15 protein-coding genes are annotated in these 21,437 nt (G+C 74.1%); 9 read left to right on the top strand and 6 right to left on the bottom strand.

All coding sequences use genetic code 11. The annotated features are described in order from the left end of the window. Positions 1-8 precede the first annotated feature (8 nt). The 6 genes from AWQ70_RS19325 (at position 9) to AWQ70_RS19300 (ending at position 8,241) form a co-directional block, all read left to right on the top strand. Positions 9-1,349: a serine hydrolase domain-containing protein gene (locus tag AWQ70_RS19325; protein ID WP_067177972.1), complete on the top strand. Its 1,341-nt coding sequence runs from the start codon at positions 9-11 to the stop codon at positions 1,347-1,349. A 75-nt stretch (positions 1,350-1,424) separates the two neighbouring features. Continuing rightward, the gene (locus AWQ70_RS19320) at positions 1,425-3,017 is read left to right on the top strand and encodes a PucR family transcriptional regulator (RefSeq protein ID WP_067177969.1); all 1,593 of its coding nucleotides are present in this window, start codon (positions 1,425-1,427) and stop codon (positions 3,015-3,017) included. Positions 3,018-3,112: 95 nt separating this feature from the next. After that, entirely contained in the window at positions 3,113-4,699 is a 1,587-nt protein-coding gene (locus AWQ70_RS19315; RefSeq protein WP_067177967.1) for an ABC transporter substrate-binding protein, read from the top strand. Next, positions 4,700-5,698 (top strand): ABC transporter permease, encoded by a 999-nt coding sequence (locus AWQ70_RS19310; RefSeq protein WP_067177965.1) that lies wholly within the window; start codon positions 4,700-4,702, stop codon positions 5,696-5,698. It abuts the gene before it with no gap. Then, positions 5,698-7,524, top strand: coding sequence for a dipeptide/oligopeptide/nickel ABC transporter permease/ATP-binding protein (locus AWQ70_RS19305; protein ID WP_067177960.1), 1,827 nt, complete (start codon positions 5,698-5,700; stop codon positions 7,522-7,524). Before AWQ70_RS19310 ends, AWQ70_RS19305 begins: the two co-directional genes overlap by 1 nt. Beyond that, the gene (locus AWQ70_RS19300; protein WP_067177958.1) at positions 7,525-8,241 is read left to right on the top strand and encodes an ABC transporter ATP-binding protein; all 717 of its coding nucleotides are present in this window, start codon (positions 7,525-7,527) and stop codon (positions 8,239-8,241) included. It begins immediately after the preceding gene. On the opposite strand, the gene menC is transcribed toward AWQ70_RS19300, so the two are convergent. From menC to AWQ70_RS19280, 4 genes are all read right to left on the bottom strand, one after another. Beyond that, the gene (gene menC, locus AWQ70_RS19295; protein ID WP_067177956.1) at positions 8,231-9,331 is read right to left on the bottom strand and encodes an o-succinylbenzoate synthase; all 1,101 of its coding nucleotides are present in this window, start codon (positions 9,329-9,331) and stop codon (positions 8,231-8,233) included. The genes AWQ70_RS19300 and menC overlap by 11 nt on opposite strands. A gap of 54 nt (positions 9,332-9,385) precedes the next feature. Further along, entirely contained in the window at positions 9,386-10,162 is a 777-nt protein-coding gene (locus AWQ70_RS19290; RefSeq protein ID WP_067177954.1) for a hypothetical protein, read from the bottom strand. 287 nt (positions 10,163-10,449) lie between these two features. Then, positions 10,450-12,297, bottom strand: coding sequence for a Xaa-Pro dipeptidyl-peptidase (locus AWQ70_RS19285; RefSeq protein WP_067177952.1), 1,848 nt, complete (start codon positions 12,295-12,297; stop codon positions 10,450-10,452). A 397-nt stretch (positions 12,298-12,694) separates the two neighbouring features. Further along, positions 12,695-13,648: a LysR family transcriptional regulator gene (locus AWQ70_RS19280; protein WP_067177949.1), complete on the bottom strand. Its 954-nt coding sequence runs from the start codon at positions 13,646-13,648 to the stop codon at positions 12,695-12,697. Between the two features lie 113 nt (positions 13,649-13,761). On the opposite strand from AWQ70_RS19280, the gene AWQ70_RS19275 reads away from it, so the two are divergent. The 3 genes from AWQ70_RS19275 to AWQ70_RS19265 all read left to right on the top strand — a co-directional run bounded on the left by AWQ70_RS19275 (position 13,762) and on the right by AWQ70_RS19265 (position 18,779). After that, positions 13,762-15,015, top strand: coding sequence for an alpha/beta fold hydrolase (locus tag AWQ70_RS19275; RefSeq protein WP_067177947.1), 1,254 nt, complete (start codon positions 13,762-13,764; stop codon positions 15,013-15,015). Between the two features lie 281 nt (positions 15,016-15,296). Beyond that, positions 15,297-17,591: a M64 family metallopeptidase gene (locus AWQ70_RS19270; protein ID WP_084517400.1), complete on the top strand. Its 2,295-nt coding sequence runs from the start codon at positions 15,297-15,299 to the stop codon at positions 17,589-17,591. Positions 17,592-17,714: 123 nt separating this feature from the next. Continuing rightward, positions 17,715-18,779 carry a sulfite oxidase gene (locus AWQ70_RS19265; RefSeq protein ID WP_084517398.1) on the top strand — a complete coding sequence of 355 codons (1,065 nt, stop codon included), beginning with the start codon at positions 17,715-17,717 and terminating at the stop codon, positions 18,777-18,779. 119 nt (positions 18,780-18,898) lie between these two features. Here AWQ70_RS19265 and AWQ70_RS19260 read toward each other — a convergent pair whose 3' ends face one another. Further along, entirely contained in the window at positions 18,899-19,777 is an 879-nt protein-coding gene (locus tag AWQ70_RS19260) for an alpha/beta fold hydrolase (RefSeq protein ID WP_067177941.1), read from the bottom strand. A 3-nt stretch (positions 19,778-19,780) separates the two neighbouring features. Beyond that, positions 19,781-21,437: helix-turn-helix domain-containing protein (locus tag AWQ70_RS19255; protein WP_218004589.1), on the bottom strand; the 1,657-nt coding region annotated here is incomplete at its 5' end.

Genomic DNA, 21,437 nt, shown 5'->3' with positions numbered 1-21,437 from the left:
GAGCCGGAATGCGTGAGGACCTGCGAGAGCGTTTCGAGGAGGCGGCGGCGCGGCACGGCGTGCCGGGCGCCGCGCTGGCGGTGTGGACGGGCGGCGAGCTCGTCGAGGTCGCCACCGGGGTGGTGAACAGGAACACCGGCGTGGAGACGACGACGGACAGCGTGTTCCAGGTCGGCTCCACCACCAAGGTCTGGACCGCGGCCCTGGTCATGCAGCTCGTCGAGGAGGGGCTGGTCGAGCTGGACCGGCCGGTCCGCGACCACCTGCCCGGGTTCGCCGTCGCCGACGGCGCGGAGAAGGCCATCACCGTACGGCACCTGCTCACCCACACGGGCGGGTTCGACGGCGACCTGTTCGAGGACACCGGGCGCGGGGACGACTGCCTGGACGCGTTCGTCGACTACCTGCGCGGCGCGGGTCACGTCCACGAGCCGGGCGCGCTCTTCTCCTACTGCAACGCCGGCTACTGCGTCCTCGGGGCGCTGGTCGCGCGGGTGCGCGGCACCACCTGGGAGGAGGCGATGCGCGAGCGCCTTCTCAAGCCGCTCGGCGCCACGCACTGGGCGCTGCTGCCCGAGGAGGCCGTCCTGTTCCGGGCCTCGGCCGGGCACGTCGGCCCCGAGGGCGCCGTGTATCCCTCGTGGCAGATGCCGCGGTCCAACGCCCCGGCGGGCTCCACCCTGTGCCTGGCCCCGCGCGAGCTGGTCCGCTTCGGCCGGATGTTCCTCGCCGGAGGCGTGGCCGAGGACGGCACCCGGCTGCTGTCGGAGGAGTCGGTCGCCGCGATGCGGACCGCGCAGGTGGAGGTGCCCGGAGTCGGCGGGCTGCTCGCCGGCCGCTGGGGGCTCGGGTTCGAGCTGTTCGACTGGGGCGGCGAGGTCTTCGGGCACGACGGCGGCACCGTCGGGCAGAGCACGTTCTGGCGGGTCGTGCCCGGCGCGGACTTCGCCGTCGCGATGAGCGGGAACGGCCCCGGCTACCTGGGACTGCTCACCGACGTGGCCCTGCCGCTGATCCGGGAGGCCACCGGGCTTCCCGTCCCCGACATGCCCGTCCCGCCCGCGTCGCCGCGGTCCGTGGACGTCGCCCCCTACCCCGGCAGGTACGACGGCCCCGCGATGTCGTACGAGGTGGCCGGGGCGGACGGCGGCCTGGACATCACCGTGATCCCCGGCGAGTTCATGGCGCGGGTGGGCGGCGAACGGATCACCACCCGCTACGTCCACTACGACGGCCACACCTTCATCGCGACCGAGCCGGAGGAGGGCGTGCACCCGACCGTCACCTTCGTCGTCGAGGACGGCCGGGCCGCCTACATCCACAACAGCCGGGCGCTGCGCCGTGTGTGACCCCGTCCGGGAGGCGTTCGACCGGATCGATCACCTTCGTGAATGAAGTCGCTTTATGTTCACTATCGTGAGCGGATGAGTGAACGGCCACGTGCCAGCGTGCGGCGCATCCTGGAGGATCTGGGCAGCACCGTGCTGGACGTGGCCGCCTCCGCGGGCGACCTCCTCGACGCCGAGGTCACCGGCGTCCACATCTACGACCCGCTGGACGAGCCGCACCTGCCCGCCGGGAGCATCGTGCTCGCCGTCGGGGTCGACCGCGCCGAGCAGATCTGCGCCCTGCTCGACGCGGCGGGCCCGGCGGCGGGCGTCGTCGTCAAGCAGCCGGTGGACGTCGACGGGCGCGTCCACGCGAAGGTGCGCGAGACCGGCGTGACGGTGCTGGGGCTCACCCGGGCCGCCTCGTGGGCGCAGGTCGCCGCCCTGCTGCGCGCACTGCTGGCCGAGGGCGACCTCGCCGAACCGGGGGAGGGCGCCCCGCCCGACGACCTGTTCGCGCTGGCCAACGCCGTGTGCGCCTTGCTGGACGCGCCGGTCACCATCGAGGACCGCTCATCGCGGGTCCTGGCCTACTCCGGGCGGCAGGACGAGGCCGACGCGGGCCGGATCGCGACCGTGCTCGGACGGCAGGTGCCGGAGCGCTACCGGCGGATGCTGGAGGAGCGCGGGGTCTTCCGGCAGCTCTACCAGAGCCGGGAGCCCATCCACATCGAGCTGGAAGAGTACGACGGCATCAACCGGGCCGCGGTGGCCGTGCGTTCGGGGGACGAGATCCTCGGCTCCATCTGGGCCGCGGTGCGCGAGCCGCTGAGCGGCCCGCGCCGGCAGGCGCTCGCCGACGCCGCCAAGATCGTCGCGTTGCAGATGCTGCGCCAGCGCGCCGGGGCCGACACCCGGCGACGGCTCCGCGCCGACCTGCTGTCCACCGTGCTGGCCGGCGGCGGGGACGCCGCCGAGGCCGCGGGCCGGCTCGGCGTCGCCAGCGAACGCCTGTGCGTGCTCGCCGCCCAGCTCAGCGGACGGTCCGACCCCGACGCGGCCCGCCTGGAGAGCGACCGGCAGCGGTTCTGCGACGCGCTCGCCCTGCACGTCGGCGCCATCCACCCCAAGGCCGCCGCCGCGCTGGTCGGCTCGGTCGCGTACGCCGTCCTGCCGATGCACGCCGCCGGCGACGAGGAGGCCAGGGCCGTACGGGTCGCGGAGAGCTTCCTCGCGCGGGTCGGGCCGCGGCACGCCGCCAACATCGGCGTGGGGCGCATGGCGCGCAACCTGGCCGAGGTGGCGATGTCCCGGGCGGACGCCGACCGGGCGCTGCGGGTGCTGCGCGCCCGCGACGCGTCGGGAGCGGTCGCCTGCTACACCGGCGTCCACTTCGAGTCGCTGCTGCTCCAGCTCTCGGACCTGGCCCAGGCCGAGGAGCAGACGCCCACCGGGCCCTACGAGCGGCTCCTGGCGTACGACGCCGAGCACGGCAGCGAGCTGGTCTCCACCCTGCGGGCGTACCTGGACGCCTTCGGCGACGTGAACGCCGCCTCGGCCCGGGTCCACGTCCACCCCAACACCTTCCGCTACCGACTGAAGCGGCTGGTCCGGATCAGCGGCCTGGACCTGGCCGACCCCGAGGCGCGGCTGGCCGTGATGCTCCAGATGCGGATCTTCGGGCGCTAGCACGAGAGATCACCGGGTTTTCGTCCGCGGCGACGAAGCAGGATGCTCCGGAAGGGGCGAATGTGGGGCATCACCCCCAGCTTCCTGGAGCCAGGATGAGATACACACGAGCGGCGGCCGTGTTGGGCGCCGTCAGCCTGTTCACGGCCGCGTGCGGCGGCGGCGCCGACACCGGATCCGGCCGGCCCGCCGACGGCGGCACCTTCACCTTCGCGATCGGCGCCGACCCGGGCGTGCTCGACCCGGCCATGGCCGTGCTCTCCGTGACCAACACGGTGTTGTCGTTCGCCTACGACACGCTCGTCCACTACGGGACCGACGGGAAGATCGTCTCCGGCCTGGCCGAGAAGTGGGACGTCACGCCCGACGCGGTCACCTTCACCCTCCGCAAGGACGTCACCTGCTCCGACGGGTCCCCGCTCACCCCCTCCGACGTGGCCGAGAGCGTCAACCACATCGCCGACCCCGCCACCAAGTCGCCGCTCAACGGCGTGTTCGTCCCCGCCGGCATGAAGGCCGAGGCGGACGACGCGGCGGGAACGGTGACCCTCTCCACGCCCAAGCCGTTCAGCTTCATCCTGGAGAGCGCCCCGGTGTTGTTCGTGGTCTGCGGCAAGGGGGCCGAGGACCGCTCGCTGCTCGCGCGCGGCACCTCGGGTTCGGGGCCGTACACGCTCACCGAGGCCGTGCCCGGCGACCACTACACCTTCCAGGTGCGCGAGGACTACGTCTGGGGACCCGGCGGCGCCACCACGAAGGAGTCCGGCCAGCCCGCCAAGATCGTGCTGAAGGTCGTGCCGAACGAGCAGACCGCGGCCAACCTGCTGATCTCCGGCGGCATCAACGGCGCGGTCATCTACGGCGCGGACCGCGCGCGGCTCGAGGCGACTCCGGGCATCGGCAAGACGGTCATCTCGGGGGGCAACGGGCAGTTCTTCTACCACCAGGGCGAGGACCGGCCCGCCAGGGACCCGGCGGTGCGCAGGGCGCTCACCCAGGCGCTCAACCTCAAGGAGCTCGCCGGGGTCGCGTCGAGCGGAACCGGCCGCCCCGCCACCGGGCTGGTGATGGACCCGCGCCCCTGCCCCGGCGACAGCGTCACCGGTCACGTCCCGGCCTTCGACGAGGCCGCCGCGTCCGCCGCGCTGGACGCGGCCGGGTGGAAGCCCGGCCCGGACGGCGTACGGGTCAAGGACGGGCGCCCGCTGACCCTGCGCCTGCTCTACGCCACCACCAAGGGCGCGGGCGTGCAGGCCGCGGCGGAGTACCTCGCGGCGGCGTGGAAGAAGGCGGGCGTCGACGTCACGCTGAACGGCGTCATCGACACCAAGCTGTCGGAGTCGCTCAACGTCACCCAGGACTGGGACGTCGTCTGGCTGCCGATCGGCGTCACCCTGCCCTCGCAGCTCGAAGGGTTCCTGTCCGGCCCGGCCGCGCCGAAGGGCGCGAACTTCGCCCATCTGGCGAACACCCGCTACGAGAAGCTCGTGACCGAGGCGATGGGCAAGCCGGGCGAGGAGGGCTGCAAGCTCTGGCTGGAGTCGGAGTCCGCGGTGTTCGAGGCCGCCGACCTGGTGCCGGTCGTGGAGAACACCGTGCTGGTCGCCACCAAGAACGCCACGTTCGACGTGGTGGCGGGCTCGGCCAGGCCGACCTCGATCCGGTTGACCGAGGCGGGCTGAATGACGGGGTCTCCGCGCCCGCCCGCCCCGCGGGCACCGGGGCGGGCACTCGGCCGGGTACGCGGCGGGTTCGTGCTGCGGCGGGTGGTCCGGTTCGCGGTGTCGCTGGCCGTGCTGCTCGTCGCGTCCTTCGCGATGATCCACCTGATCCCGGGCGATCCCGTACGGGCCTCGCTCGGGCCGGCCGCGCCGGTCGAACTGGTCGCCGCCAGGCGCGAGGCGCTCGGGCTGGACGAGCCGATCCTGTCCCAGCTCCTGTCCTACATGCGCGGCGTGTTCCGCGGGGACTTCGGCACGTCGTTCCTCAGCGGGGAGCCGGTCGGGGAGATCATCGCCTCCCGGCTCCCCAACACCCTCGGGCTGGCGCTGCTCGCGACCGTCGTGGCGCTGCTCGTGGCCGTGCCGCTCGGCATGTGGGCCGCGATCCGCACCGAGAACGGCCGGAACAGGGGCACCGAGGCGGCCTTCACCTCGGCGACCGGCACGGCCGTCGCCGTGCCGGAGTTCCTCTACTCGATCGCCCTGGTCGCCGTGTTCGCGATCGGGCTGGGCTGGTTCCCTCCCGCGGGCCAGGCGGGCCCCGTGTCCTACGTCCTGCCGATCCTGTCCCTGGCCATCTCGCCGACGGCGATGATCGCCCGCATCTCCCGCGCGGAGACCCTGCGCGAACTCGGCACGGACTACGTCCGGCTGGCCCGCGCCAAGCGGCTGCCCGCTCCCCGGCTGTACTTCCGGCACGTCCTGCCCAACACGCTCACCGCGACGCTGACCGTGGGCGGGCTGCTGCTGTCCGCGCTGATCGCGGGCAGTGTGCTCGTCGAGTACGTCTTCGCCTGGCCGGGCCTGGGACTGCGGATCGTGGAGTCCATCACCCAGAAGGACTATCCGGTCGCCCAGGGCGTGATCCTCGTCTACGGCGCGATCGTGCTGGTGGTGAACCTGCTCGTCGACCTGCTGCTCGGCGTGCTCGACCCCACCTCCGAGCTGAAGGAGACCTGATGCGCCGCCTGCTGCGGACCCCCGCCGGGCTCGCCGGGACCGTGCTGGTCACGGCCATGGTGGTGCTGGCGGTCGCCGGGCCGCCGATCTGGGGCGCCGAGGCCGAACGCATCGACTCCGCGTCCATCCTCCAGGGAGCCACGGCCGCGCACCCGCTCGGCACCGACAACCTCGGCCGCGACATCCTCGCCCGCGTGCTGGTCGCCGGACGGCTCTCGCTCACTCTCGCCCTGCTCGCCACGCTCGTCGGAGCGACGGCCGGCGTCCTCCTCGGCGCGCTTCCCTCGGTGCTGCCCCGCCGCGGCGCGCGCCTGGTCACCGGTTCGGTCAACGCGCTGGTCGCCTTCCCCGGCCTGCTGCTCGCGATGTTCACCGCGGTGATCGCGGGACTCGGCGCGCGCGGCGCCGTGATCGGCATCGGCACGGCCGTCGCCCCCGGCTTCGCCCGGCTCACCCAGACGCTCGCGGCCTCCGTCGCCGGAGCCGACTACGTGTCGGCCGCCCGCATGCTCGGCGTCTCCCGGTGGCGCGTCATGACGCGGCACGTCCTGCCCAACATCGCCGAGCCGCTGATCCTCAACTTCACCCAGGCGCTCGGCGGAGCGCTCCTCGCCCTCGCCGGGATGTCCTTCCTCGGCCTCGGCGTGCAACCGCCGTCGTTCGACTGGGGGCGGCTGCTCTTCGACGGCTTCGGACGGATCTACGCCACCCCGGCCGTCGCCCTCGGCCCCGCGGCCGCGATCGCGCTCGCCGGCATCGGCTTCAACCTGCTCGGCGACGCGCTGGCGCACGCCGCGGCCCGCCGTACGGCCCCGCCGGGGACGGACGCCGAGCCCGGCGCCCCGCGGCCCGTCGCGCTCGGCGAGCCCGACCCGGACGCGGTCCTGGAGGTGCGCGACCTGACGGTCGCCTTCCCCGGCGGGGTGACGCCGGTGCGCGGCCTGTCGCTCACCATCGCCCCCGGCGAGATCGTCGGCCTGGTGGGCGAGTCCGGCAGCGGCAAGAGCCTGACCGCCGCCGCGATCGGCGGGCTGGTGCCGTACCCCGGGGAGGTGAGGGCGGGCCGGCTGCGGCTGTGCGGGGCCGACGTGCGCGAGCTGCCGGAGGCGGAGCGCCGCCGGCTGCTCGGCACGTCGCTCGCCATGGTCTTCCAGAACCCGATGGCCGCGCTCAACCCGGCGTTGAAGGTCGGCGGGCAGCTCGCCGAGGTGGCGGTCGTCCACCAGGGCGCGAGCCGCGCCGAGGCCGCCGCCCGCGCCGTCGACCGGCTCGACCACGTACGCGTCCCCGAGCCCGCCACACGCGCGCGGCAACACCCGCACGAGCTGTCCGGCGGCATGCGGCAGCGCGCCGTCATCGCGATGGGCCTGATGGGCGCGCCCCGCCTGATCGTCGCCGACGAGCCGACCACGGCGCTCGACGTCACCGTGCAGCGGGAGATCCTCCGGCTGCTGCGCGAGGTGACCGCGGAGACCGGCGCGGCCACCCTGTTCATCTCCCACGACATCGCCGTCGTCGGCGAGCTGTGCCATCGCGTCGTGGTGATGTACGCGGGCCGCGTGGTCGAGGAGCTGCCGGTCGGGGAGCTGGCCTCCGGCGCCGCCCACCCCTACACGCGGGCACTGGTCGCCTCGCTGCCCGACATGGAGACCGACAGGTCGCTGCCGCTGGCGAGCATCCCCGGCCGCCAGCCCCCGCCCGCGGAGGTGCCGGACGGTTGCGCCTTCGCCGCCCGCTGCGAGCTGGCGACCGCCCGCTGCGCCGCCGAGCGCCCACCCCTGATCCCGTACGGCACGGCGCGCCGCGTCGCCTGCTGGGAGGTCTGAGTGATCATCAAGAACCTGACCGTGCGGTTCGGCGCGTTCACCGCCGTGGACGACGTCACGCTGGAGATCCCCGACGGCGCCATCGTCGGCCTGGTGGGCGAGTCGGGGTCGGGCAAGTCCACGCTCGCCCGGGCCGTGAGCGGGCTGGTGCCGTACAGCGGGGCGGTCGAGGGCGTGGACCGGCGCGGAGTGCAGATGGTCTTCCAGGACCCGCTCACCTCGCTCGACCCGCGCATGACCGTCGGCGCGTCGGTGGCCGAGGGACTCCGCCTGCCGCGGGCCGCCCGCCAGGCGGAGGTGGAGCGGCTGCTGTCGCTGGTGTCGCTGCCGGTCTCGCTCGCCGGGCGCTACTCGCGGGAGCTGTCCGGGGGCCAGCGGCAGCGGGTGGCGATCGCCCGCGCGCTCGGCGCGCGGCCCACGCTGCTGGTCGCCGACGAGATCACCTCCGCCCTGGACGTCTCCGTCCAGGGCGCGGTGCTCAACCTGATCCGCGCGCTGCGCGAGGAGTTCGGGTTGACGATGCTGTTCATCTCGCACAACCTGGCCGTGGTCCGGTACGTCTCCGACGTGGTGGCGGTGATGCACCGGGGCAGGCTGGTCGAGACGGGTCCGGCGGAGCGGGTGGTGGCCGCTCCCGCCCACGACTACACCCGCTCCCTCCTCGAGGCGGTGCCCCGCCTCGGCCGGGGCCGGCCGGCCCCGGAGGTCACCTCGTGATCCACTCCGTGGAGGTGGTGACCTCGTCCAGGATCTCGGGGACGGGGTCGACCCCGATACCGGGACCGGCGGGGACGTCGAGGTGGCCGTCGCGCAGCTCGAACGGCGGGGTGATGTCGGTCGCGAAGTAGCGGCGCGAGGCCGACGTGTCGCCCGGCAGGGTGAAGCCGGGCAGCGCGGCCAGCGCGACGTTCGCGGCCCGGCCGACGCCCGTCTCCAGCATCCCGCCGCACCACAGGGCGACGCCGTGCGCGCGGGCCAGGTCGTGGACGCGGCGCGCCTCCAGATAGCCGCCGATCCGGCCCGGCTTGACGTTGATGATCGAGCACGCGCCGAGCGTGATGGCCGCCGCCGCGTGCTCGGCCGACTCGATCGACTCGTCCAGGCAGATCGGGGTGGAGATCCGGCGGGCGAGCGCCGCGTGCTGGACGATGTCGTCGTTCGCCAGGGGCTGCTCGATGAGCAGCAGGCCGAAGGCGTCCAGCCCGGCCAGGCGGGGCGCGTCGGCCAGCGTGTACGCGGCGTTCGCGTCGACCTGGAGCAGCAGGTCGGGGCCGAACCGCTCGCGCACGGCGCGGACCGGCTCGAGGTCCCAGCCGGGTTCGATCTTCAGCTTGATCCGGACGTATCCCTCGGCCACGTAGCCCTCGACGGCGTCGAGCAGCTCGGGGACCGAGTCCATGATGCCGACCGACACCCCGCACGGGACACGCTCCCGGGTGGCGCCGAGGTACGAGCCGAGGGACTCGCGGCGGGCGCGGAGCTGGGCGTCCAGGATCGCCGTCTCCAGCGCCGCCTTCGCCATCCGGTGCCCCTTGAACCGCGCCAGCGCCCGGCCCGCCGCCTGGGCGTCCGCGTGGGCGGGCAGCGCCGGGACGAGGAACCGGCGCATCGCCTCGGCGGCGCCGTCCGTGTACTCGGGGGAGTAGAGCGGCCGGTTCATGGCCACGCACTCGCCCCAGCCCTCGGCCTCGGGTGTGACGACCCGCACGAGCAGCACGTCGCGCGCCGTCTCCGTGCCGAACGAGGTGCGGAACGGCGCGACCAGCGGCAGCGCGATCCGCCGCAGCTCGATTCCAGTGATCTTCATGGTGGTGTGCGGCCCGGTCGCCGCGCCCCCCTTCCGGTCGGAGCGCCGCCGCGCTCAGGCGGTGCGCTGCACGATATAGCAGGATTTGCGGTGAAAACCGGTGACGCGGGCCCCCTCGCGCATCAGCCCGCCGAGCACCTCGCGTACGGCGTGCCGCCACGCCTTCGCCACGCCGGGGTCGGTGCTGCGCAGGCTCTCGATGTCGCCCGGCACCGCCACGAGCACCGTCTCCGCGTCGGTCCGGCCGGGCACCGGCCGCCCGTCCACGTCGGCCAGCCCGGTCGCCGCGTCCCGCGGCACCGGCGGCTCGTACGGCTCCCGCCGTACGGCGGCCAGCACGCGCCGCTCGGTCAGCCGCCAGACGGCGAGCACCCGGTCCGACTCGTCCCCGGCGTTGATCGCGTCCTCCATGGCGCCGTAGAAGGACGGCAGGTATTCCTCCGGCCGGGCGCCGAGCTTGGCGAGGTTGAAGTGGGCGTTGCGGCGCACCAGCGGGTCGTAGGTCCAGGTGATGCGCTCCAGGCCGCGGTCGAGCGCCCAGGCGCGCTGGTGCAGCTTGAGCGCGAACCCGATGCCCCGGCCGGCCAGCGCGCCGGTGACGTGGGAGTGCAGCACCCGCCCGGCGGGGGCCGCGAGGAAGCCGACCGACGCGCCGGCCAGGCGGCCGTCCTCGTAGACCCCGGCCACGTAGTTGCCCGCGTGCGACAGCGCCCGCATCAGCTCGACGGTGATGGGCGCCCCGGCCGGCTCGGGACGCCAGATCTCGTCGAAGAGCCGGAAGACGTCCTCGAACTCCTCGATGCGACGGAGCTCGCGCGGCGCGCCGGTCATCCGCGTACCGCCCGCGCCGCTGCGCCGTGCGGCGCGCGCGGGCCCGAGGGCCCGGCCGCCGCACTCGCCCGCGCGTCGGACATGGAGCGGTGGAGAAGACCAACGGACACGCGTACCAGCCCTCCGGTCGAAGTTCACCGCAACGGTACGAGAAGGGCGGGCCGGGGAGTTCGTCGGTTTTCCCGAAGAGCGCCGGGCCGTTCGTCCGTCCGGCCAAGGGACCGGACGGACGAACGCCGTCCGGGCGGGACGCGGAGGCGGCCCACCCGGACGGTGACGGACCCCGGTCAGCCGTTCGCCGCCTCCAGCGCGGCCGCTCCGCCGACGACCGGCAGCGTGACCGTGCTCTTCGTCGTGTCGAGGTGCAGGGTCGTGCCGGGGGCCGGCCGGACCGTGTACTCGTAGTCGCTCGACAGCAGCACGACGCCGATGCGGTGCCCCGCCGCGAACACGTAGTCGTGCGGCTGCAGGTCGACGTCGATCCGGTACGGCGTGCCCGGCTTGACCGGCTCGGTACGCGAGACCGACTTACGGTTCTGCGGGTCCGTCCAGCCCCGGGTGACGATCTTCGCCTTGCCGTTCTGGTCGTAGTCGACGAGCAGCGCCGTGACGTTGGCGGCCGGCCGTCCGAAGGACATCCGCAGCGACACCCGCGGCGTGCCGCTGAGCCGGACCGCGCCGGTGAGCGCCCCCGACTTGTACGCCAGCCGGTTGGGAGACGTCGCGGCGTCGGCGAGGGCCTGCGCGCGCTTCGTCGCGTCGTCGACGATCGTCTCGGTCACCGGCTTGCCCTGCCGGGTGCGGTCGAGGGTCAGCGCCCCGGCGGCGCCGTCCACGCCGGGCGCCAGGTTGAGCTCGGTGTCCGCCGCGGACGGCTCGGGCCACTCGGGGTACTGCACGAGGGTCCTGTCCTCGCGCTGGACCAGCGCCCGCGGGTCGTTCTCGACGCCGTTCTGCTGACCCCACAGATAGCGGGTGAACCAGCGGTTGAGCACGTCGACGCTGGGGGAGCCGCCGTGTCCGCCCTGGTGCAGGTAGATCTTGTGCGGCACACCGCGCGCCTTCAGCGCCTCGTACCACTGCGCGGCGTGCTTGGTCTTGACGTTCCAGTCGTTGAGGCCGTGCGCGACCAGCACCGCGGCGTGGACGTCGCTCACGTCGTTCATGTAGTTGCGCTCGTCCCAGAAGGCGTTGTAGTCGCCGGTGACCCGGTCCTGCGCCTCGGCGAGATCCTCGATGACGTCACGGCAGATCTGCCGGTCCGCGCGGGTGTAGACGTACTCCGCGAGCACGTCGGCGTCCTCGCCCTGGTAGCCGCCGGGGGCGACCACGGCGCCGTTCGCACGGTAGTAGTCGTACCAGTTCGAGATCGCCGAGATCGGGACGATGGCCTCCAGCCCCTCGACGCCGGTGCTCGCGACCGCGTTGGGCAGGGTGCCGTTGTACGACGTGCCGATCATGCCGACCTTGCCGGTCGTCCACGTCGCGGCGACCTCCCTGCCGGACGCGTCGTACGCCTTGGCACGGCCGTTCAGCCAGTCGACCACGGACTTCGCGCCGATCGTCTCGTTGCGCCCGCCGGTGGTCGGGCAGCCGTCGGACTTGCCGCTGCCCAGCGACTCGGCGTGGACCACCGCGAAGCCGCGGGGAAGCCAGTTGGCCTCGTGGCTGGTGCTGATGGCGGGCTGCGGGCCGGTGCCGGCCGCGGCGTCCGCCGTCTCGGCCGCCTCCGCCGCTCCGGCGGCGGTCAGCCGCTCGTCGGCCGCCGGATCCTTCACCGGTCCGCCGCGGTTCAGCCAGCCCTTGCCCGGACGGCGCGCCTCGTGCAGCTCGTGGTCGACGTCGTGGTTGGCGACCGCGTTGCCGCCCGCGTAGTAGGGGCTGGCCTCGTACACGACGGGCGACCTGAGGCCGGCCGTCTCCGTCTCCCGCAACCGGGTGACCTCGGCGTGCACCCGGTCGTTGCGCCCGTCGCCGTCGCTGTCGATCGGGGTCTCGACCCAGACCTCCTCGCGGATCCAGTCGTTGCGGTTGGACGAGAACACCGGCTGGGCCATGCCGTTCTGGAAGACCGGGCCCACGGGGGTGTCGGCGCCGGCCGGGGCCGGGCCCGCCGCGACCCCGGCGAGGGTCATGGCGGCGGCGAGACCCAGCGCGGCGGCGCCGCGGCGGGCGGTGCCGTGATGTGCCGGGCCGTGATGTGCTGATCCGTGACTGGGGAGCGGGGCCGGCGCGGCACGGCGGCGCGACAAAGACATCTCAGACCTTCCCGAGCAATCAGGGCGATGGGGCCGGGGGCGGCCCCAGGGGGTTAAACGGACCGTAAAGGCGGTCCGTATCCGATGTCTTCGGACGGCCGTTCTGTCTCGGTCGCGGGCTTTCCGACAAATGTCGAGCCGCCGGCCCCCGAGCGACGACTGCGGGCCCGGGCGGAGCCCGGTTTCCCCGGCGGTGCGGAGACGGTGGCGAACCGGGTCGGCGGACGGTGACGCCGGGGCCCGAGTGCGACGACTGCGGGCCCGAAGGGACGGCTCAGCCGGACGTCGGCGCGGCGCCGTGCCGGGCGGCCCAGGCGGCGTAGTGCGGACGGTCGGCGATGGCCTCGCGGTGCGCCCGCGCCGCGAACCCGGCCAGTTCCCCGGCCCGCCGGGCCAGCGGCCCGTCCAGCCGCCAGGCCACCAGGTGCCGCAGCCACAGCGGCGTGCCGGCGAGCGGGCGCACCACGATCCCGGGTGCGTCCTGCACCGTGGCCTGGCAGGGGGAGACCGCGTGGCCCCCGGCGACCAACTGCCTGATCATCGCCTGCTCGGTCATGCTGTGCGGGACGCGGGGGGTGAAGCCCGCCCTCTGGCAGGCGGCGTAGACGCATTCGGGCCAGCCGACCCCGTCCGGCGGCGAGATCACCCAGTCGTCCCCCGCGAGGTCGGCCAGATCGACCTCCTCCCGCCCGGCCAGCGGGTGCGTGCTGCTCATCAGCACGAAGACCGGCTCGGTGGCGACCAGGCGCATGCCCACCGAGGGTGGCGCGGGCAGTTCGCTGCCCGGATAGTCGACGAGGGTGGCCGCGTCCAGGCGGCGGGAGGCCAGCAGGTCGAGCAGCAGCCGGGGCGAATATTCGGTGTGCACGGTGACGGACAGGCCGGGCACCTCGAAGAGCCGGGCGACCAGGCCGGACAGCACGGGCGTCACGTACCCGCCGATGCGGGCGAGATCGGACCGGCCGTCGTGCGGGCCGGTGCCCGCGACCAGCTCGTCCACGGCCAGCAGGATGGACCTGGCGCGGGTGAGCACGAACTGGCCGAAGGGCGTCGGGGTGACGCCGAGGCGGCCCCGCCGGAAGATCTGGCCGCCGAGCGCGGTCTCGACCCGCTGGAGCTGGGCGGTGAGCGCGGGCTGCGACACGCCGACGGCGGTGGCCGCCCGGCTGACGCTCCCGGCGTCCGCGACGGCGCAGATCACACGGAGGTGGCGAAGCTCTACCTGCACTCAGGCCACTCCTTTCACCCCTATAACGCCAGCACTATAGCCCTTCAGGATTTGCGTGACTTTTCCGCTTCTCGCATCGTTGTCGGGACATCCCCGCGACCGGAGGACCCTTCATGCCCGTGACCCACCGCCACTCCGGATACGTCCTCACGGACCACCGGATCGCCGTCCCGCTCGACCACGCCGACCCCGGCGGCCCGGCGATCGAGGTGTTCGCCCGCGAGGTGGTCGCGGCGGACCGGGCGGCGGCGGACCTGCCCTGGCTGGTCTACCTGGAGGGCGGCCCGGGGTGCCGCGCCCCGCGCGGCCTCCCCGGCTGGCTGGAGCGGGCGTGCCGGGAGTACCGGGTGGTGCTGCTCGACCAGCGCGGCACGGGACTGAGCACGCCGGCGACGCGGCAGACCCTGGCCGGGCTGGACGACCCGGCGGGCTACCTGCGCCACTTCCGCGCCGACAACATCGTCCGGGACGCCGAGCTGCTCCGCGCGCGCCTGGCGGGCGACCGGCCGTGGAGCGTGCTCGGCCAGAGCTTCGGCGGGTTCTGCGCGCTCACCTACCTGTCGCTGGCGCCGGAGGGGCTGCGCGAGGTGATGATCGCCGGGGGCCTGCCGTCGCTGACCGCCTCCCCGTACGAGGTCTACCTGGCGGCCTACCCTCGGGTGCTCGCCCACAACGAGCGGTTCTTCGCGCGCTATCCGGGGGACCAGGCGGTCGCCGACCGGGTGGTGGACCACCTGCGGGACCACGACGTGCGGCTGCCCGGCGGCGACCGGCTCACCCCGCGCCGCTTCCAGACGCTCGGGATCACCTTCGGGCAGCAGCGCCGGTTCGACCTCCTCCACCACCTGCTGGAGGACGCGTTCACCGCCGGCGGCGAGTTGTCGGACGCGTTCCTGCGCCAGGTGGACGCCGTGGTGTCGTTCGCCGAGCACCCGCTGTACGCGGTGCTGCACGAGGCGATCTACTGCCAGGGCGAGGCGTCGGCGTGGGCGGCGCAGCGGGCGCTCGGCGAGTTCCCCGAGTTCGACCCGGACCGCGGCGGGCCGGTCCGGTTCACCGGCGAGATGATCTACCCCTGGCTGTTCGAGGAGGATCCGGCGCTCGCGCCGCTGCGGTCGTGCGCCGAGGGCCTCGCCGCGTACGCGGGCTGGCCGAGCCTGTACGACCCGGACCGGCTGGCCCGCAACACGGTGCCCGTCGCGGCGGCGATCTACCACGACGACATGTACGTCGAGCGCGAGCACTCGCTGCGCACGGCCGGGGCGGTGGGCGGCCTGACGTACTGGATCACCAACGAGTACGCGCACGACGGCCTCGGCCAGGGGGCCGCGGCCCTGGACCGTCTGATCGGCATGGTCCGCCGCTGAGCCGTACGGCATTCCAGGACGGGGACTTCCGGGGCGGGGGCCATCCGGAACGGGGGACTTTCCGGGACGGGGGGCCTTCTCCGGACGGCGGCGGGGACACCGGACTCCGCAGGTCAGCGGGGGAGACGAGCCGCGGATCGCGCACGGCGTGACAGATCACGCCTGCGTGGCGAAGTACAGGCATAAATCCCGGGTTATCCCCACATGGGATGTGCCCTCCGAGCGGCGGACCCCCGATAGTGCAGGCACACCCCCGATTTCGCTCTGGAGGTCCCCTCCCCATGCGTGCACGAAGGCCGCTCACGGCCTTGGCGGCCCTCTCCGCGGCCGCCGCCCTGATCACCGTCCCGCCCGCGCACGCCGCCGACGCCGGCAGTGCCACCGTCGTCCCCATCCAGGTCACCGGCGATCCCGCCAAGCGGTTCAACCTGATCATCATGGGCGACGGCTACACCGAGAACGAGCTGTCCGCGTTCGCGGCCGACACCGACCAGCAGCTCAACGTGATGTGGTCCATCGAGCCGTACAAGTCGTACCGGAACTACTTCAACGTCTACCGCGTGGACATCGTGTCCGGCGAGTCCGGCATCGGCTGCGACCCCGACCTGGCCTCCGGCAAGAAGAACACCCCGCTGAGCATGGCCTTCTGGGGCGGCTGCAACGCCTCCAGCGTGCAGCGGCTCATCACCATGAGCAACACCGCGGCCAACAAGTACGCCAACATGGTGGCCGGGACGAGCAGCGCCAACCGGCAGATCCTCGCCCTCGCCAACAGCGGGACGTACGGCGGGGCGGGCGGCGCGTACGCCACCTCCTCCGGCCACAACTCGATGTCCGCCCTCATCGCCCCGCACGAGATCGGCCACTCGCTCGGCGGCCTGCAGGACGAGTACACCTACTACACCCGGGGCGTCGAAGGCGGCGCGTACACCGGCGGCGAGCCGGGCTCGGCGCACCACAGCCTGCTGACCGAGCAGCAGATGAAGGACCAGCGGAAGAAGTGGTGGCGCTGGCTCGACGAGCCGAGCGAGGCCGGCGGCACCATCAGCAGGCACGAGGGCGGCCTCTACTACAGCAGCGGGGTCTGGCGCCCGAGCGAGCACTCGATCATGCGGACGCTGGGCTACTACTACGACCAGGTCGGCCGCGAGGTCATGACCCAGCGGATCGCCGCCAAGACCAGCCTGATCCAGGACAGCACGCCCACCGCGGCCGCGGTCGGCGCCGACCGCGTGCTCTGGGTGGAGCCGCTGCACCCCAACAGCCACGCCCTGACCACCACCTGGAGCGTGGACGGCGCCGACGTTCCCGGCGACTCGACCGCGCTCGACCTGCGCGCCCTGAAGTTGTCGCCCGGCACCCACACGGTGAAGGCGACCGTGACCGACCCGACCGAGTTCGTCCGCGACCCCGCCATCCGGGCCGGCGCGCTCAGCGCGACCCGCACCTGGACGGTGGACACCGCCGTGACCACCACGCCCGCCCAGGTCGCTCCCGGGCTGCGCTCGTCCACCCCCACCGGCCGCGCCGTGGCCCGCGACGAGGTCGTGTACGTCGAGACCACCCACCCCGACGACGCCGTGCCGTCCGTCACCTGGACCCTGGACGGCGCGACGCTCCGCGAGACAGGCGCCGGCCTGGACCTGTCCACGCTCGACCTCGCCCCCGGGAACCACACGCTGACCGCCTCCGCCGGAGCCGACACGCGCACCTGGACCGTGGACAACACCCTGCCCACCACCGCGTACGAGCTGTCCGAGCCGCTGGTGAAGTCGGGCGAGAACTACGTGTTCAACGGCCCGTTCACCATGCGGCTCACCGGCGGCGACGACCAGGACGGGTACGTGGTGCGCGAGTCCCGGGTGGACGGCGACGGCTGGTTCAACTACTTCGGCTGGCCCACCTCCGCCGACGAGCCGTGGCTCTTCACCGAGAAGGGCACGGTCATCGACCACCTCACCTACGGCAGGCTGCCGCGCGGCAGGCACACCGTCGAGTACCGGTCGATCGACCCCAGCGGCAACCCCGGGACGCCGAAGAGCTTCACCGTGACCACCCTCGCCGCGCCCCCGGAGTGCACCACCACGATCACCGGCACGCGGAACGGGTCGTTGTCCCTGCGGTCCGGCGTCACCTGCCTGGACGGCGCGCGGATCAACGGCGGGGTGACCGTCGGCTCCGGCGCCTCCCTGGTGGTGAAGGGTGGCACGATCAGCGGGGCGCTGAGCGCGAACGGCGCCGCCGAGGTGCACCTGCTCAAGGCGACCGTGAACGGCTCGGTCGCGATCCAGGGCACCACCGGCCGGCTCGTCGTCGCGGGCGCCGACCTGCGGGGCTCGGCCGCCCTGACCGGCAACACCACGACCGACGCCCTGGTCGTCACCGGCACATCCGTGCGCGGGGCGCTCGCCTGCACCGGCAACACCCCGGCGCCCTCCGACGCGGGCGTGCCGAACGGCGTCACCGGGTCGGGCCAGTGCGCCGAGCTCGTCGGCGACCCGCGGGCCAAGGGCAAGGACGCGCCGTACGAGGCGGTGCGCGGCGCCGCCGCGGCGTACGAGCACACGCACGAGTGACGGGTGGCGCCCGGCCGGGGACGACCGTTCCCCGGCCGGGTGTCCCATCTCCCACCCGCGGGCATCACCGCCCTCGCGCCGGGGTACCCGACAAGCATTATGAAATGGGGCAAACGGGACGACATGCTCGTCCACGAAGAGGAGCCGTTCAACGCCGAGCCGCCCACGGGCGCCCTGGCGGGGCGGTTCCTCACGCCGCTTGACGCCTTCTACAGCCGCAACCACGGTCCCGTCCCGCGGATCGACGCCGCCGCCTGGCGGCTGGAGGTGGACGGGCTGGTCGAACGGCGGCTGCGGCTCTCACTGGAGGAACTGCGCTCCCGCTTCCCCGAGCGCGAGGTGGTCGCGACCCTGCAGTGCGCGGGCAACCGCCGCGCCGAGCTGATCGAGGTCCGTGACATCCCGGGGGAGGACCCGTGGCGGTCCGGCGCCGTCTCCACCGCCCGCTGGACCGGGGTGAGCCTCGCCGACGTGCTCGCCGGGGCGGGCCTGCGCCCGGGGGCGGCGCACGTCTCCTTCACGGCCCCCGACGTGGCGCGGGAGGCGGACCCGCCCCAGCCGTACGGCGGCTCCATCCCCGCGGCGAAGGCCGTCGCGGGGGAGGTGCTGCTGGCGTGGGCGATGAACGGCCACCCCCTGCCCGCCGTCCACGGCGCGCCGTTGCGGGTGGTGGTGCCGGGCTGGATCGGCGCCCGCAGCGTGAAATGGCTCGAACGCGTCACCGCCCGGGCCGACCCCTCGGGCAACTACTTCCAGGCCGTCGCGTACCGCATGTCGCCTCCCGGCGCCGACCCGTCCCGATCCGGCCCGGGGACCGGCATCCCCCTCGGGCCGGTCGCTCTCACCTGCGACATCCTGAGCCCGGAGGACGGCTCCCGCGTGCCCCCGGGGCCGACCGAGATCACCGGGTACGCCTTCGCGGGCGGCGGCCACGGCGTCGCGCGCGTGGACGTCTCATCGGACGCGGGGCGTACCTGGAGCCAGGCGGAGCTGGACGCCCCGGCGCACCCCTGGGCCTGGCGGCTCTGGCGCGCCGTCGTCGTCCTCTCCGAGGGGGAGGCGGACGTCCTCGCCCGCGCCTGGGACACGGCGGGCGCCACGCACCCCGAGACGCCGGCCGCGCTGTGGAACCCCAAGGGCTACGGCAACACCTCCTGGGGGCGCCTCCACCTCACCTGCCGCCGCTGACTCCGCCCGGGCGACGGGCGTGACGGTGCCGGCCGTACGGTGCCGCACCTCGACCCGGCCCGCGTCGGCGGCGCCGTCCGCGACCGGCTCGCACTCCCGACGTCGATCGGGAACCGGCGTCACTCCGCTGTGTGCGCGAGGACGGCGGCGGCCAGCTCCTCGTGTGCCTCCGGCGGCAGTGTGTGCCCCATGCCCGCGACGATCGTCAGCCGCGCCCTCGGGATCCGCTCGGCGATGATCGCGCCGTGGCCCGGTTTGACCGGCTCGTGGCTGCCCTCGATGACCAGGGTGGGCGCCTTCACCTGGTGCAGCACGCCCACCGGCTCGAAGTCGGGCCTGGCCATGGCGGCCAGCCGGTGGTTGGCCACCGCTGACAGGTCGCGGGCCCGGTCGTAGATCCGCTCCTGCAGCCGGCGGGCCGCGTCCTCGTCGAAGGGCAGCCCGGTGCCGTGCAGCACGCGCTGCTCGGCGATCATGCCGTCGATCTGCGCGCGCCGGTCCTGCGGCGGCGGGGCGGCCATCAGCGCGCGGTAGAAGGCCACGAACTCCGGCGCCGGCTCGGGCAGGCTCCCCTCGGGCTGCGGCTGCCCCGTCAGGGCCCGCACGAGCACCTGGCCCTCGCCGCCGCCGAGCGGCGACGAGGCGACGACGGTCAGCGAGCGCACCCGCTCCGGCCGCTCCACGGCGACGAACTGGCCGAGCAGCCCACCCGCCGAGTGGCCGACCAGGTGCGCGCTCTCCAGTCCGTGGGCGTCCATCACACGGTAGACGTCGTTCTTGATGTCGTCCCACGTGTACGGCTCCGCCGCGAAGTCGACGGTGCCCGACATGCCGGTGTCGCGGTGGTCGTACCGGATCACCCGGCGGCCTCCCGCGGTCAGGCGGCCGACGAGCTCGTCCGGCCACAGGATGCCCTGCGACATCGACCCCATGATCAGCAGGATCGGCGCGTCCGTCTCGGCGCCGAACTCTTCACTCCAGATGGTCACGTTTTGCATGTCTCACAGCATGTCGTCGTCGGCTACGGGCGCCTTCTGTAGAACTACCAGCCGCGCCAGTTCCGTACGGGAGCCGATGCCCAGCTTCGGATAGATCTTGTACAGGTGGTACTCGACCGTGCGCGGGCTCAGGAAGAGCCGGGCGGCGATCTGCTTGCTCGACAACCCGTCGGCGACCAGGCCCGCGATGCGCAGCTCCTGCGGGGTCAGCGCGTCGAGCACGGCCACGGGCGGAGCCTGCCCGCTCTCGCCCGCCGCCCGCAACTCGTCCTGCGCGCGCCGTGCCCATGGCCGGGCGCCCGCCTGCTCGAACGTCTCCCACGCCATCCGCAGATGCGCCCGCGCCTCGCCCGGCCGCTGCGTCCGGCGCAGGCGCTCCCCCAGCAGCAGGGCCGTCCTGGCCGCGTCGAACGGGTTGGTGTGCAGCCGCAGCGCCTCGCCGAAGGCCTCCTCGGACAAGTCGACCAGGCCCCGGCAGCGGGCCAGCAGCGCGCGCGACTCGGACGTCGCGGCGTGCGCCGACCACCGCTCGTACGCCCGCAGCGCCGCCCGGGCGCCCGCCTCGTCGCCCACGCCCACGGCCGCCTCGACGCGGTCCGGCGCCATCCGCCACACCACGGTCGGGTGCCCGGCGCCCGGTCCCGCCGCGGCGATGGCCGTGAAACGGTCGTGCGCCGACCCGTAGCGGCCCAGGCACAGGTCGAGCATGGCCAGCGCGTACGCCGCGACGCCCGCGCGCAACCCCACCCGGTGCGGGATGGCGATGGCCAGCGCCTCGCGGGCCTGCCGCTCACAGGGCTCCTCCTCGCCCCGCAGCGCCGCCAGCACCGCGAGGTTGGCCAGGTGCGCGGCCACCGTGTTCTCGTACCCGGCCTCCCGCGCCAGCGCCAGGCCTTCCTCGGAGACGGCCTGGCTGCGCGCCAGCCTCCCGGCGATGCGCTCGGCGGTCGCCACGAACTCCAGCACGACGGGCAGTTGCCCGGTCATCCCCGACACCCTGGCCACCCGCCCGGCCCGCTCGGCCATCTCGGCGGCCAGATCCGACTCGCCCAGAGCGCTGGCCGCGGCCGTCGCCCACAGGTACCCCGCCGCATCCTCCAGATCGTCGGAGCGCGCCAGTGCCCGCCGCAACAGACCCGGCCCGGCGGCGTCGCCGTCCAGGGTCAGGCCGATCCCGGCCACCGTGTCCCGCAAGAACCCCTCGGGGTGTGCCGCCGCCCGTCGGCCGAGCTCGGCGATGGCCGCCGTGTCGCCGACGTACGAGGCGGCCTCCACGGCATCGGCCAGCATGTCCAGGCTGTCGCCCGCCGCCAGGATCCGCACGGCCTCGGCGGCGTTGCCCGAGTTCAGCTCGAACCGGCCCCGGAGCTGGGCGATCTCCATGGCGAGCACGGCGTCCCCGTCGGCCCGTTCGCGCGCCTCGGCCAGCAGCGACTCCGCCTGTCCCGGGCGGCCGCCGAGCCAGGCGGCGACGGCGGCGTCCTTCAGGCGGACGGCACGGGCGCGCGGCTCGGGGGTCAACTCGGCGGCCCTGGCCAGGGCGGTGGCGGCGGCGCCGTACCCGCCGCGGTCGCGCGCCCGCTCCGCGGCGGCCACCAGCGCGGCGGCGACCTGCTCGTCCTGCCCCAGGGCGGCTCCGGCCAGGTGCCAGGCGCGGCGG

Source organism: Microtetraspora niveoalba, from assembly GCF_001570405.1.
GTDB lineage: Bacteria > Actinomycetota > Actinomycetes > Streptosporangiales > Streptosporangiaceae > Microtetraspora > Microtetraspora niveoalba.
This window is presented reverse-complemented; position numbering and strand designations above follow the sequence as displayed.

Coding starts and splice junctions, on each gene's coding strand:
- AWQ70_RS19325 (WP_067177972.1), top strand. CDS start 9: ATGCGTGAGGACCTGCGAGAGCGTTTCGAGGAGGCGGCGGCGCGGCAC.
- AWQ70_RS19320 (WP_067177969.1), top strand. CDS start 1,425: ATGAGTGAACGGCCACGTGCCAGCGTGCGGCGCATCCTGGAGGATCTG.
- AWQ70_RS19315 (WP_067177967.1), top strand. CDS start 3,113: ATGAGATACACACGAGCGGCGGCCGTGTTGGGCGCCGTCAGCCTGTTC.
- AWQ70_RS19310 (WP_067177965.1), top strand. CDS start 4,700: ATGACGGGGTCTCCGCGCCCGCCCGCCCCGCGGGCACCGGGGCGGGCA.
- AWQ70_RS19305 (WP_067177960.1), top strand. CDS start 5,698: ATGCGCCGCCTGCTGCGGACCCCCGCCGGGCTCGCCGGGACCGTGCTG.
- menC (WP_067177956.1), bottom strand. CDS start 9,331: ATGAAGATCACTGGAATCGAGCTGCGGCGGATCGCGCTGCCGCTGGTC.
- AWQ70_RS19290 (WP_067177954.1), bottom strand. CDS start 10,162: ATGACCGGCGCGCCGCGCGAGCTCCGTCGCATCGAGGAGTTCGAGGAC.
- AWQ70_RS19285 (WP_067177952.1), bottom strand. CDS start 12,297: ATGACCCTCGCCGGGGTCGCGGCGGGCCCGGCCCCGGCCGGCGCCGAC.
- AWQ70_RS19275 (WP_067177947.1), top strand. CDS start 13,762: ATGCCCGTGACCCACCGCCACTCCGGATACGTCCTCACGGACCACCGG.
- AWQ70_RS19270 (WP_084517400.1), top strand. CDS start 15,297: ATGCGTGCACGAAGGCCGCTCACGGCCTTGGCGGCCCTCTCCGCGGCC.
- AWQ70_RS19265 (WP_084517398.1), top strand. CDS start 17,715: ATGCTCGTCCACGAAGAGGAGCCGTTCAACGCCGAGCCGCCCACGGGC.
- AWQ70_RS19260 (WP_067177941.1), bottom strand. CDS start 19,777: ATGCAAAACGTGACCATCTGGAGTGAAGAGTTCGGCGCCGAGACGGAC.